The 12,648-nt window shown below is 71.9% G+C and carries 10 protein-coding genes; 4 read left to right on the top strand and 6 right to left on the bottom strand.

The window, feature by feature from the left end; translation table 11 throughout:
• Positions 1-51: 51 nt before the first annotated feature.
• The 3 genes from ACZ5UI_RS18715 to ACZ5UI_RS18725 are packed head-to-tail and all read left to right on the top strand — an operon-like array spanning position 52 to position 2,968.
• Positions 52-876, top strand: a complete 825-nt coding sequence (locus ACZ5UI_RS18715) for a sulfotransferase family 2 domain-containing protein (RefSeq protein ID WP_464189712.1) — start codon at positions 52-54, stop codon at positions 874-876.
• Between the two features lie 5 nt (positions 877-881).
• Complete coding sequence (locus ACZ5UI_RS18720) at positions 882-2,018, top strand: acyltransferase family protein (RefSeq protein ID WP_464189714.1); 1,137 nt, start codon at positions 882-884, stop codon at positions 2,016-2,018.
• Positions 2,015-2,968: a sulfotransferase family protein gene (locus tag ACZ5UI_RS18725; protein ID WP_464189716.1), complete on the top strand. Its 954-nt coding sequence runs from the start codon at positions 2,015-2,017 to the stop codon at positions 2,966-2,968. The genes ACZ5UI_RS18720 and ACZ5UI_RS18725 overlap by 4 nt, the downstream gene beginning before the upstream one ends.
• On the opposite strand, the gene ACZ5UI_RS18730 is transcribed toward ACZ5UI_RS18725, so the two are convergent.
• Together ACZ5UI_RS18730 and ACZ5UI_RS18735 are read right to left on the bottom strand one after the other, a co-directional pair.
• Entirely contained in the window at positions 2,956-4,113 is a 1,158-nt protein-coding gene (locus ACZ5UI_RS18730) for a glycosyltransferase family 4 protein (RefSeq protein ID WP_464189719.1), read from the bottom strand. The two genes, ACZ5UI_RS18725 and ACZ5UI_RS18730, sit on opposite strands and share 13 nt — an antisense overlap.
• Complete coding sequence (locus ACZ5UI_RS18735; RefSeq protein WP_464189721.1) at positions 4,110-5,846, bottom strand: ABC transporter ATP-binding protein; 1,737 nt, start codon at positions 5,844-5,846, stop codon at positions 4,110-4,112. The genes ACZ5UI_RS18730 and ACZ5UI_RS18735 overlap by 4 nt, the downstream gene beginning before the upstream one ends.
• A gap of 121 nt (positions 5,847-5,967) precedes the next feature.
• On the opposite strand from ACZ5UI_RS18735, the gene ACZ5UI_RS18740 reads away from it, so the two are divergent.
• Positions 5,968-7,149 (top strand): acyltransferase family protein, encoded by a 1,182-nt coding sequence (locus tag ACZ5UI_RS18740; RefSeq protein ID WP_464189723.1) that lies wholly within the window; start codon positions 5,968-5,970, stop codon positions 7,147-7,149.
• On the opposite strand, the gene ACZ5UI_RS18745 is transcribed toward ACZ5UI_RS18740, so the two are convergent.
• From ACZ5UI_RS18745 to ACZ5UI_RS18760, 4 genes are all read right to left on the bottom strand, one after another.
• Positions 7,124-8,236, bottom strand: coding sequence for a glycosyltransferase family protein (locus tag ACZ5UI_RS18745; RefSeq protein WP_464189725.1), 1,113 nt, complete (start codon positions 8,234-8,236; stop codon positions 7,124-7,126). The genes ACZ5UI_RS18740 and ACZ5UI_RS18745 overlap by 26 nt on opposite strands.
• A 1-nt stretch (position 8,237) precedes the next feature.
• Positions 8,238-9,611, bottom strand: a complete 1,374-nt coding sequence (locus ACZ5UI_RS18750; RefSeq protein WP_464189727.1) for an O-antigen ligase family protein — start codon at positions 9,609-9,611, stop codon at positions 8,238-8,240.
• A 50-nt stretch (positions 9,612-9,661) separates the two neighbouring features.
• Positions 9,662-11,248 carry a tyrosine-protein kinase domain-containing protein gene (locus ACZ5UI_RS18755; protein WP_464189729.1) on the bottom strand — a complete coding sequence of 529 codons (1,587 nt, stop codon included), beginning with the start codon at positions 11,246-11,248 and terminating at the stop codon, positions 9,662-9,664.
• A 199-nt stretch (positions 11,249-11,447) separates the two neighbouring features.
• Positions 11,448-12,641, bottom strand: a complete 1,194-nt coding sequence (locus ACZ5UI_RS18760; protein ID WP_464189731.1) for a glycosyltransferase — start codon at positions 12,639-12,641, stop codon at positions 11,448-11,450.
• Between the last annotated feature and the right edge of the window lie 7 nt (positions 12,642-12,648).

A 12,648-nucleotide genomic window follows, 5' to 3' on the forward strand; every position in this document is an offset into this window, starting at 1 on the left:
CGGGGAGATCGCAAGGCGCGTGCTAGCGACCTAGACTGGCGCGCGACTGCGATGGCTGAGATCTGCCTGTTCGACCACATTCCCAAGGCCGCAGGCAGCACGCTGCGCAAGATCCTCTTCCGGGTCTACGGCGGTGATCGCGTCTACATGATCACCGACCACGGGACGTACCCGACGCGTCTGGCCGAGCTGCAGGACCTGCTCGACCGGCCCGACCCGAAGATCGCCTGCGTCATCTCGCACGCGGGCTGGGGTCTGGCCGAGCGGCTGCCCCAGCAGCACACCTACCGCCGCTTCACGATGTTGCGCGACCCCGTCCAGCGCGTCATCTCGGCCTACTACTACCGGATCCAGCAGAAGGGCATCGACCCCGACCTGACGCTGGCCGACTGGCTGGAGGGCGACGTCGCGCGCACCTACAACCACCAGACGTCGTTCCTGGTCGGCCTGCAGGCCGACCGCCACTTCGACGACCTGGAGATCACCCGCGACCTGTTCGACGACGAGCTCGTCGCCACCGCCGAGCGCCACCTGTCCCAGTACGAGGCGGTCTGCATCACCGAGGAGTTCGACGCCAGCGTCCTGCTGCTGCGCGCGGTCTACGGCTGGTCCTTCAGCCGGATCGTCTCCAGCCAGAGCGCGAACGTCGGCCAGCTGCGCGCCGAACGCGGCGGCGCGGTCAGCGAGGCCGACCTGGCGCGCGTGGTCGCCGCCACGGAGATCGACCGCTACATCTACGGGCTCGCCGAGGAGCGCTTCGGCGCCGACCTGGCGTCCCACGTCGGCGGCGTCCCCGGACGCCTGCGCCAGCTGCGTCTGGCCAATCGGGTCTACGGCCGCGTCTATCCCGTCGCCCGCGCCCTGGCCCGCCGCTGACCGGGGTGTCGGCCACCACGCAACCCACCGCGGGCGCGACCGAGCACCTGAGCGCGCGTGAGCACCTGCGCACGCTGACCAGCCTGCGCTGGTTCGCGGCCAGCCTCGTGTTCCTGACCCACACGCAGGTGCTGTTCTTCGGCGACCCGCCCGAGTGGTGGACGCGGATCGCCAACCACGGCTCGGCCGGCGTGTCGTTCTTCTACATCCTGTCGGGCTTCGTGCTGGCCTGGGCCTGGCGGCCGGGCGACCAGGCGCGCAACTTCTACCGCCGCCGCGTGGCCCGCATCGCGCCCGCCTACTGGGTGTCGATCGTCGCCGGCGTGTTCGTCACGCTGGCCGTGGACGGGTTCCTGACGAAGTCGAAGATCCTCACCGGCGCGTTCTCGCTGACCTTCCTGCAGGCCTGGGTGCCCGACGCCCGCGTCTACTACGCGGTCAACGGCGTGGCCTGGTCGCTGTCGGACGAGGCGTTCTTCTACGCGCTGTTCCCGATCGCCATCGTCCTCGTGCTGCGGTCCAAGCGCCCGGAGTGGCTGCTGGCGCTGTTCGTGGCCATCGCGCTGGCCATTCCGCTGCTGCTGCACCCCGACGAGCACACCTCCACGGTCTTCTGGGCCACGAACATCTTCCCGCTGGCCCGCCTGCCCGAGTTCCTGGCCGGAGCCTGCATGGCGGTGCTGCTGCAACAGGGCCGGCGGGTCCCGATCCCCAAGACCTGGGCGCTGGGCCTGGCCGTCGCGGCCTGGTTCGTGTGCGGGTGGACGCCGGCCTGGACGCGCTCGCACTTCATCACGGTGATCCCCTTCTGCCTGGCCATCTTCGTGTGCGCGCAGGCCGACATCACGCGGCGCCCGGCCACCCTGCTGCACCGCCCGTGGCTGATCCGCCTGGGCCAGTGGTCGTTCGCGTTCTACCTCGTCCACCAGATGGTCATCCGGCTGCTGACGCTGGTCGCGCCCGACCACGAGGACCTGGTGGCCAGCTTCGCGCTGATCGCGCTGGCCTACATCGCGGCCACCGTCGTGGCCTACGCGCTGTTCCGCTTCATCGAGTACCCGCTGGAGAAGCGGATCCGCCACGGCGACATGCCGACGATCCTCTCGACCCGCCGCGGTGGCGGCGACGGAGCCCGACGATGACCGACGCCGCACCCTGTCCGAGCTTCTTCATCGTCGGCCAGCCCAAGAGCGGCACGACGGCGTTGTTCGAGCTCCTGCGCCAGCACCCGCGCGTCTTCATGCCGGAGATGAAGGAGCCCAACTTCTTCGCGCCCGACCTGTGGCCGCGCCTGGATCCGCGCAGCGGCGTGCGCGACCCGCGCACGATGGACGAGTACCTGGCGGTGTTCGCGCCCGCGCAGGCCGGCGACCTGGTCGGCGAGGCGTCGATCATCTACCTGCGCTCCCACGAGGCGGCCCAGCGGATCGCCGCGTTCGACGCCGACGCGCGCATCCTGGCCGTGCTGCGCGAGCCCGCCGGCCTGCTGCGCTCGCTGCACCTGCAGCTGCTGCAGACGCGCACGGAGACCGAGCGCGACTTCGGCCAGGCGCTGGCGCTGGAGGGCGCGCGCCGCCAGGGCCGCAAGATCCCCAAGGGCTCGGCCCGGCCCCAGCTGCTGCAGTACTCCGAGCAGGTCCGCTACGTCGACCAGCTGCAGCGCTTCGAGGCGCACTTCGGGCGCGAGCGGATGTTCCTGCGCCTGTACGACGACTTCCAGGCCGACAACGAGGCGCTGGCCCGCGAGGCGATCGACTTCCTCGGCCTCGAGCAGCCCGCCGCGCTGCAGGCCGAGGTGGTCAACACGACGATGGCGGTGGTGTCCGGGGCGGCCGACGACACGATCTACAAGCTCTCCACCGGCCGCGGCGGCCCGGCCGTGCGGGTGGCCAAGCGGGCGGTCAAGGCCGTGTCCAGCCAGCGCCTGCGCCGCCTGCTGCTGCAACGCGCCTACGGCACGCTGCACAAGCCGCCCCCGCCGGTCGACGAGGCGCTGCTGGCCGAGGTGCGCCGCCGCTACCGCCCCGAGGTCGAGCGGCTGGCCGAGTACCTCGACCGCGACGTGCTGACCGCCTGGGGCTATCGCGACTGACGCAGCCGCGCGTACAGCGCGCGGTGGGCAGCCACGTGCGCGGCCCAGTCGTGCCGTTCGGCCGCCGTGCGCGCCGCGGCGCCCATCGCCGCGCGCGCGTCAGGGTCCTCCAGCGCGGCCAGGCGGCCCGCCACCTGCGCCGCGTCGCGCTCGATGAACCAGCCGTTGACGCCGTCCTCGAGCACGTCCTCGACCCCGCTCACGCGGGTGACCAGCAGCGGCAGGCCGCTGGCCGCCGCCTCGTAGGTGACCAGCGAGAACGTCTCGTACGACGTGGGCAGCAGGAACGCGTCGGCCGCCGCGAACAGCCGCTCGACGTCGGGCCGGGGGCCGAGGAACTGCACGCGCCCGCCGGCGCCGGCCGCCTGCACCGCGGCCTCCTGCTCGGCGGCGTCGCCCGCGCCCACCACCAGCAGCCGCCAGGCCGGGCGCGCGCCGACCGCGTCGATCGCCACGTCGACGCCCTTGCGCCGCCACTCGCCGCCGACGAACAGCGCCACGAGCGCGTCGTCGGCCAGGCCCAGCTCGGCGCGCGCGGCGGCGCGACGTTCGGGATCGGGGCGGAAGGCCTGGGCGTCGACCCCGTTGGGGATCACCTCGATGATCGGCTCGGCGATGGGCAGCTGCTGGGCGATCTCGCGGCCCAGGCCGCTGGAGACGGCGATCAGCGCGCGCGTGCGGCCGGGCCGGAACAGCGCGCGCTCGGACCAGCGGTTCATCACGTCGGCCACGCGCGCGTTGAGCCGGTGCACGCGCGTGTCGCTGCTGACCCGCACGTAGTCGGTCGACGCGGCGACCTCGAGGTGCAGCAGGTGCACGGCGATCGCGTCGGTGCGGTTGAGCGCGATCGCGCCGGTCATCTGCATCACGCCCGGGGGACGGCGCAGCCATAGGCGCAGGCTGGCCCAGACGAGGAACCAGGGGTAGGCCAGCGCGAACGGCCGGCGCGGCCCGCGGATGCGGATCAGCCGCAGGTTCGGATGCGGTGCCAGCGTGCAGTTGCGCGCCACCACGGTCACGCGATCGCCCGCGGCCAGCAGGCCCCCGATCAGCTCGCGCAGCTGGCGCTCCATGCCGCCGATCTGCTCGATGTCGTGGGCGACGATGACGACGGGGCCGCCCGGGGCCGCTGACCGCTCGCTCACGCGGTGGTCGCCTGGGTGACCTCGGTGACCCGGTGGTTGGCGACGCGGAACGTGCGATCGCACAGCTCCAGCGTGGCCGGGCGGTGCGCGATCAGGATGATCGTGCGCGTGCCCTTGAGCTCGTCCAGCGTGCGCCCGATCAGCTGCTCGGAGCGGGCGTCCAGGGCGCTGGTCGGCTCGTCCAGAAGGATCACCTCGGGATCGGCGAGCAGCGCGCGGGCGATGGCCAGGCGCTGGCGCTGACCGCCGGACAGGTCGCGCGCGCCCGGGCCGATCTCCGTCTCGTACCCGTCGGGCAGCTCCATGATCTCGTCGTGCAGGTGCGCGCCGTGGGCCGCGCGCTCGATGTCGGCCGCGCTGAAGCCCTCGCGGTAGAAGGCGATGTTGGCCGCCACGGTCCCGAGGATCAGGCGGCAGTCCTGCGGGACGTACGCGGTGGTGCGCGACCACGATGCGGCCGAGACCTGCTGCAGGTCGATGCCGTTGATCTCGATCTCGCCCTCTCGCGGCCGGCGCAGGCGCAGCAGCAGCTGCGACAGCGTGCTCTTCCCCGCGCCGGACGGCCCGATCACGCCGACCATCTCGCCCTGGGCGATGGTCAGGTTGACGTGCTGGAAGACCGGCTGATCCTCGACATACCAGTAGCCCACGTCGCGCAGGACGAAGTTGTCGAAGCCGTCGAGGTCGTGGCCGCCGCGCTGGGCGCGGTGCTCGCGCAGCGCGGCGATCTCGTGCCGGACGGTGCGCGTGTACGGGGTCAGCTCGGCCGCGGCCCGCTCGGACGTGACCAGCTGGCGCATGTACATGAGGATGCGCAGCAGCATCAGGAGCATCGGCCCCAGGCTGGACAGCGAGCCCGAGTCGATCGCGGCCACACCGCCGATGACCACCAGGATCGCGGCCAGCGCGCCGTATTGGTAGATCGCCACGACCATGCGCCCGTCGAAGCGCACCTGGCGCAGCGCCGCCGAGCTGCGGTCAACGTCGGCCTCGACGACGCCGGTCAGCTGGCGTCCGACGTCGAAGGCGGTGATCTCGGAGGTCATGCGCGTCGTCTCCGACACCCGACGCACGACCGCGCGGCTGGCCAGCAGCTGCTTGTGGGCGAAGCGGTTGGTGCGCTGGGTGTAGGGCCGCAGGCCGACCATCAGCAGGACCAGCACGAGCAGCGCTGCGCCGGTGGCCACCGGGCTGATGACCACGGCGCCGATCAGCAGCGTGACCAGCGCGCAGCCCGCGACCAGCACGGTGGCCGACTGCTGGACGAGCGCCTCGCAACGCGACACGTACTCGCCCATCAGCTGCTCCATGTAGCCCTCGCGCAGCCCCAGCCGGTACTCGATCGAGCTCTCCAGGTAGGCGGCGATGGTCTCGCGCCGCAGCTGCCGGGCCGCGCGGGCGCCGAGCGTGGCCAACATCGCCGACACGGGAATGGCCAGCAGCACCAGCGCGACCACGAAGACCCCGGCGATCAGCACCGCGCCGATCACTGAGGCGGTGAAGTCGATCGGCCCGAGCGAGATGTCGACGTGCTTGTCGCCGTTGGTCAGCCCGACCGCGAGCGTGCCCAGCAGGAAGAGGAACGCCACCTCGAGCACGCCCGAGATGAACGACAGGATGGTCGCGCCGATCAACAGGCGGCGCTGGCCCGCGATCAGCAGCAGCGCCTCACGCAGCAGTGCGGGCATCGGGGCCTTGCCGGCCAGCTTCTTTGAACGGGCGATCACCGGCATTGGCCTGCGGAGGATATCGAACGCCCACCCCCATTCCCCATCGTTTCGGTGGTGATGTTTGGACCTTTGGGCGATGTTCGCCAGGGGGCAGGGCTGGCTAAAATGCCGCGCGGAACCCCCGTTGGCCTCCGTCTCGACCACACCTCCGGCCACCGACGCGGACCCCGAACCCCAGCGCTGGCGTCTGGGCTACGTCCCGGCGCTCGACGGCCTGCGCGCCTGCGCCGTCGCCGCCGTGGTGATGCTCCACGCCGGCCTGAGCTTCGGGCGGGGTGGCCAGGTCGGCGTCGACGTCTTCTTCGTCCTGTCGGGCTTTCTGATCACGTCGCTGCTGCTGCAGGAGTGGGATCGCCACCAGCACATCGGCCTCAAGCGCTTCTACATCCGCCGCGCGCTGCGCCTGTTCCCGGCGCTGGCGCTGCTGCTGCTGGTCACGCTGCTGCTGTCGATCATCCGGCCGTTCGCCCTGCCCCACGGGTTCGACACCGGCGAGGTGCTGGGCGGCGCGGCGGTCGCCTTCACCTACACGACCGACCTGGTGCTGGCCTTCACCTCGATCGACGTGGGTCCGTTCTTCCACACCTGGTCGCTGGCCGTCGAGGAGCACTTCTACCTGATCTGGCCCCCGCTGCTGGTGCTGGCGCTGCGCGCCGGCTGGACGCGCAAGCGGCTGGTCCAGGTGCTGATCGGGCTGCTCGTGGCGATCTTCGTGTGGCGGCTGATCGGCTACCACGCCAGCCGCTCCGTGCGCGAGGTGATCTACGGCTACGACCTGCAGCCCGACCAGCTCGTGGCCGGCTGCCTGGCCGCCGTGCTGGTTCCCCTGGCCATCGTCCACCTGCGTGAGCGGCGCGCGCTGCTGGGCGCGCTGGCGCTGGCCGGTGCCGCGGTCATCGCGCTCGTCGTGGTCGCCCACCCGTCGCGCGCGCTGCTGGCCCACGGCGGCTACGTGGCCATCTACGTGTCGGCCGCGGTGTTGATCGTGTGGCTGGCCACCGGACCGGTGACCGGACCGCTGGCGCTGCTGTCGACGGCGCCGTTCGTCTACGTGGGCAAGCTGTCGTACTCGATCTACCTGTGGCACTTCGTCGTGTTCCACGCGCTCACCGCCGAGGCGCTGGGCACCGGGCGCACCACCTCGATCGTCATCCGGGTGCTGGTCACGCTGGCGCTGTCGATGGCCTCCTACCACCTCGTCGAGCAGCGGTTCCTGCGGCTGAAGGGCCGCTGGGAGCCCGACCCGGCAGAGTCGCGCCGGGCCGCCGGCGCGTCGGGCACTACCCCGGAGACGACGAGCGTCTAGCGGCTGCGCGGGCCACGTGCTCGTACAGGCGGGTGGCGATCACCCGCCAGTCGCGCTCCCGGGTGAAGTAGGCGTGGGCCTCGCGTGCCGCCTGGGCGCGTCGGCCCTCGTCGCTCGCCAGCTGCAGGACCATCGACCGGAAGGCGTCGCTGTCCTCGGCGTCGACCATGGACAGCCCGCTCGAGGCCCAGTCGGCGGGCTCACCGGTCGAGCTGCCTGAGGTCGTCGCCACCGCCACGCCGTTGCAGGCCGCGGCGGCCACCGCGGTGCGGCGGGTCGAGACCCCGTCGATGTACGGCGCCAGGAAGATGTCCGAGGCGGCCAGGTGACCGGCGATCTCCTCGGCGGGCAGCCAGCCGGGACGCAGCAACGTCGCGGATGGCGGAACGTCGAGCGGGACCCCGGTGCCCAGCTGCATCAGGACGAACGGCAGGCCCTCGTCCGCCAGTCCTTGCAGGGCAGCGTCGATCAGCGGCAGCAACGTTCCTTCATGCCCACTCCAGATCAGCGAGACGATCAGGGTGTCACCCACGCCGAGCCGGTCCCGCACCACCTCGCGGTCGACGCGGCGGTCCGGCAGGTTCGACCCGACCGGTAGATGAACCATCGGGATCCGCGGCGCATCGCGGGCCATCAACGCCAGCCACGGCTGGGTCGACACGAACACCACGTCGCTGCGGCGCATGAGCACACGCAGCTGCAGGCGCTGCCAGACCGCCATGATCACGCGCCGGCCGCGCTGGTTGCGCAGGTACGGCTCGTGGACCATGACCGTGACGACCCGCCGCCGGCGCAGCAACCCGGCCACCACAGGCAGCCAAGGGGCGAAGCCCCACCGGCCGAAGGAGAAGGGCTGGTACTGGACGACGATCGCGTCGCTGGCGCGCAGTCGCGCGATCGCCGCCCGCAGGCCGACCGTGCCTTCCGCCGCCTTGCGGCGCGACAGGACCTTGCCGTTGGGCTGGATGGTCAGGAGCGTCGCGTCGACGCCGGGCAGCTCGCCGAGCGCGTCGATCAGACAGCGGGAGTAGTCCAAGATGCCGTCGGCCGCTTGGCCCTGGGTGCGATACAGGAACGTGATCCGCATGTCAGCGTGGTGCGAGCGCGAGCGGCCCGCGCATGGCCGGACTCCTGACGGTGGGCGCTGCGACACGCGACCGGGCGTCACGGCGCATCCGCAGCGTCCAGATCGAGAAGCAGCCGAGGGTCGTCCAGATGAACGGGCTCAACGGCGTGCCGGCCGTCTCCGGTCCACCGAGCCAGAGGATCGCGAGCGTGACCATCGCGGCATCGAGCGCCGCGAACGACAATCGGAGCGCCGGCGGCGCGCGTCGAGCCAGTCGGGTGCCGTAGTAGACGCCCGACACGAAGATCAGGAACATCACGACCAACGCCGGTATCCCGCCCTCGACGAGCAGGAACACGAACATGTTCTCCCCGCTGACCCGTCCCGCATGGACGCTGGAGGCGCTCGACGTCGCCGGCCCCGCGCTGCCCAGGCCGGCCCCGAGCGGGTAGACGGCGGCATAGCGCGAGATCAGCGTGAAGCCGCCCCCGCGGTCCTCCTGGAACGTCGAGGTCAACTGCGTGGGCGTGATCGAGGCGTAGCGATCCAGCGTGATCCCGCTCAGCAGCGGGCCGCCGGCTAACACGCCCCCGACCGCCAGGGCCAGCAGCACCAGCATCACCCGCAATCCACCGCGGCCGCCGCCGCCCAGGATCGCGAAGACACCGAAGGCGATACACGCCCCGACGACGCCCGCGCGCGTCTGTGAGGTGAACACGGCGATGATGATCCACGGGACGCAGAAGGCGGCCAGGAAGCGCCACCGGCGCGGCCCGGGGATGGCCAGCACGGCCAGGGCCGCGGGCAGCGCGATCATGCCCAGGATGCCGCCGAAGCTGGCGTCACCGCCCAGCGCCGGCGGGCGCACGGTCTGCACGCCCTCGGTGTTGGTGAAGAAGCGCGGGTTGTTGTCGGCCAGCAGGCGCTCGTAGCCCGGCCCCCACGAGGCCAGCGAGCTGGGGCTCATCCCCGACTGCACGAGGCTGACGCCGCCGTTGATCGCGCCGCACACGGCCAGCATCACCAGCAGACCGCGCACGCGCTCCAGGCTGGTCAGGCAGGCCGCGGCGACGAAGAACAGCGGCACGAACTCCAGGTGCGGGCGCAGACCCTGCAGCGCGCCGCCGACCGACACCGCGTAGGGGTTGGCCACCTGCATCGCCATCAGCACGACCCAGGCGACGACCAGGCCGAGCATCGGCAGCTTCGGGATCCGGGTCGTGCGCCGGCGCGCGGCGTCCAGCAGCATCAGCACGAACAGCGCCAGCGGCAGCACGTCGCGGAGCAGGCCGATCGAGCGCTGCCCCGTGGACAGGCGCAGGAAGCCGTCCAGGAGCAGCATGTACGCGAACGAGATCAGCAGGCCCGCGTAGAGCACGCTGTCCAGCTTCGGCATGCGAGGCCCGCTGCGCGTCGTGGCGACGGGGCGGGCGAGCACTGCGCTCATCAGGCGCTGGTGCGTTCCTTCTTCGAGCCCGCGCTGGCCCCGTTGGACGACGGCGGGTTGGACGCGCCGTACTTCCCGTAGCCGTACCCGTACCCGTAGCCGTAGCCTTGCTGCTGGGCGTTGACGTCGTCGACGACGAGGCCGAGCACCGGGCCCCCGGGCGAGCGCTCGAGCAGCTCACGCACGCGGCGGATCGCCTCACGGCTGGTCAGGCCGACGCGGCCGACGAGCAGCACGCCGTTGACGGCGGGCAGCAGCGACAGCGTGTCGGCGACGGCCAGCAGCGGCGGCGAATCGACGAGCAGGATGTCGAAGCGCTCCGACAGCTGGGCCAGCGTGTCGCTCATGCGGCCCGAGCCGAGCACGGCCGGCGCGTTGCTGGCGGGCGTGCCCGCGGGCAGCACGAACAGCTGGCCGGGCGGCAGCTCCTGGTCGATCTGCGGCATCGGCACCTCGACGAGCGCCTCGTCGAGGCGGACCTCGCCGGCGATCACGTCGGTCAGGCCGTAGCGGCCGTCGATGCCCAGGCGCGGCGCCAGCGAGGGCGCGCGCAGGTCGGCTTCGACGATCACGACGCGCGAGCCCGCCTCGTACATGGCCAGCGCCAGGTTGCGCACGATCGTCGACTTGCCCTCCGACGGCATCGCGCTGGTGACCAGCAACGTGCGGATCGGCGAGTCGGCGCCCTGCAGCGACAGCTGCAGGCGCAGCAGCCGCATCGGCTCGCGCAGCTCGGGCGCGAACGCGGCGCCCGTGGTGCCCACCGGCGACGGGTCGCCGACGCGCGGCACGGTGCCCAGCACCGGCAGCCCGTACAGCTGCTCGAGGTCGTCCGGGGTGCGCACGCGGCGATCGACCAGGCTGACCGTGTAGGCGACGACCATCGCGAACAGCAGCGACAGGATCAGGGCGAAGCCGGAGGCCCGGCGCGGGTTCGGCGCGACGGCCTTGGGGTTGGCCACGGCGACGTCGAGCTGGGCCAGGCCGGGATCGAGCGAGGCCGAGACCGCTTCGGTCTGGCGGATGCGCGTCTCCAGCGAGTCGCGCTGACGCTGCTTGTCCAGGCTGTTGCCCTCGATCGCGTCCAGGCGCGCCTGGGTCTGCTGGTTGGCGTCGGCCAGCTCCTGGCGCAGCGTCCGGGTGCGCTCCTGGGTCAGCGCGTCGGCGTAGGCGTTGGCGGCCGCGGCGGCACCGGCGGCCGAGTTGGCCCGCACGTTGATCGTGACGACGTCGCTGTCGGTCGCCGCACCCGTGTTCAGGGAGGACACCTTGACGTTGGCGAACCCGTGCTGGTTGAGCTCCTGGCGCACGAGGCTGGCGATCCGGCGCGACTGGGTGAGCACCACGACGTTCTGCGTGTCGCGCACCGTCAACGGGAGGTCGCGCCCGCTGAGGAGCTCTTCCGCGTTGGAGTGGGTGACGAGCACCGTCGTCGATGCCGCGTACTCCTTCGCCTTGCTGGCGACGTAGAAGTACGTCGCCGCGGTGACCGCCACCACGAAGATGAGGATCCACCACTTGCGCTTCCAGATCGGCTCCCAGTACGCCCGGATGTCGATCGTGTCTTGTGCCGTCGTCTCGTTCACGGTCTGCTTTTCTCGGTGGCCAGATCTGCTGTCATTGCTCGTCTCGCGCTACACGGGGTGCCGTATCCGTCGATCGGACCGGTCAACCTCTCTCCCCTGGAGCCCTTCCTCGGCGGCATCATGCCCCGCGCATGGCCCCAAAGATCCTTCGTCTTGCCCAGTGGGAGCACGCAGTGTAGAGACGATTCGCCTGCTCCCACTATCGACCGTTCGCTGATTTTCCAGGGCGCCAATGGACCTCCGCGTCCAAAGGCTGCTCGTAAGCGGAGACGATCGTGGGGGCCAGCGTCTTCCATCCATGCTCCATCGCGATCGCCTTGCAGCTCGCGTCCAGGGCCGCGTAGTCGTCCGGATCCATGGCCACGGCGGCCACGATCCGCGCGGCGAAACCGTGCGCGTCGCCGGCCGGGGCCAGCCAGTCTCCGGGCAGGCGACGGGGCAGCTCGCGCGTCCCCACCGTGTCGTAGGCGAGGGTCGCCAGGCCCGCCGCGGCGGCCTCGACGACGCCGGTCGGATAGCCCTCGACGTAGGACGGCAGCAGCGCCACGGTCGCGTCGGCCAGCAGCGCCGGCAGCTCGGTCGGATCGAAGCGCGCGACGTGCTCGACGCGTGCGTCGGGCCCGTCGAGGCCCAGCGCGGCGTGCAGCTGCGCGTCGTCCAGCCCGGTGCCCGCGAAGCGGAAGCGCACCTCGCCGTCGCGCGCCCACGTCTCGCGCACGATCGCGGCGAAGTCATCGCCGCCCTTGCGCCGCGACCAGTAGCCGACGAACACGGCGCGGCGCTGGGCCAGCCGCTGCGCCGGCGCGCCGGCCGCCGCGGCCAGCGCCTCCAGGTGGGCGTCGGGCAGCCCGATCGTCGTCTGCACCACGCCGTCGCTGGTGCCGCGCGCGTGCTCGACGTCAACGGTCTCGTCGCCGTTGAGCGTGAAGGCGATGTCGCACAGGGCGAAGCTCTGCATCTCGTCGCGGTCCTCGCGCCACGTCAGCGCCCGCCGCGGGGCGCGCATCAGCGGGTGGCCGCGCGACTGCGGGTTGCGCTCGCGCTCCTGCACGCGGTACGCGGCGTACGTCGTGGCCAGCCCGCTGGAGCGCACGGCCAGCGTGCCGCGCAGGCCCAGCGCGTGACGGGTCACCGGCAGCGCTCCGGGGTGCGCCTCGATCACGTCGTAGCGGTCGGCGATGCGCCGCACCGCGGGCAGCGCGGTGCGCGCCACGGGCCGGTTGCGCACCAGCACCTCGAGCGGATTGCGCGGCGGGACGTAGCCCATGTCCGGTCCCGCGAGGTGGTCGACCTCGTGCCCCAGCGCCTCCAGCGCCTCGGCCAGCTCGAGCTGCTGGCGCACCGCTCCAAGCGTCCGCACCCACGGATGGGGGGTGACGAACAGGACGCGCACGGGGGTA

This window comes from Conexibacter sp. JCM 18997 (assembly GCF_055391915.1).

Coding starts and splice junctions, on each gene's coding strand:
- ACZ5UI_RS18715 (WP_464189712.1), top strand. CDS start 52: ATGGCTGAGATCTGCCTGTTCGACCACATTCCCAAGGCCGCAGGCAGC.
- ACZ5UI_RS18725 (WP_464189716.1), top strand. CDS start 2,015: ATGACCGACGCCGCACCCTGTCCGAGCTTCTTCATCGTCGGCCAGCCC.
- ACZ5UI_RS18735 (WP_464189721.1), bottom strand. CDS start 5,846: ATGCCGGTGATCGCCCGTTCAAAGAAGCTGGCCGGCAAGGCCCCGATG.
- ACZ5UI_RS18745 (WP_464189725.1), bottom strand. CDS start 8,236: ATGCGGATCACGTTCCTGTATCGCACCCAGGGCCAAGCGGCCGACGGC.
- ACZ5UI_RS18750 (WP_464189727.1), bottom strand. CDS start 9,611: ATGCCGAAGCTGGACAGCGTGCTCTACGCGGGCCTGCTGATCTCGTTC.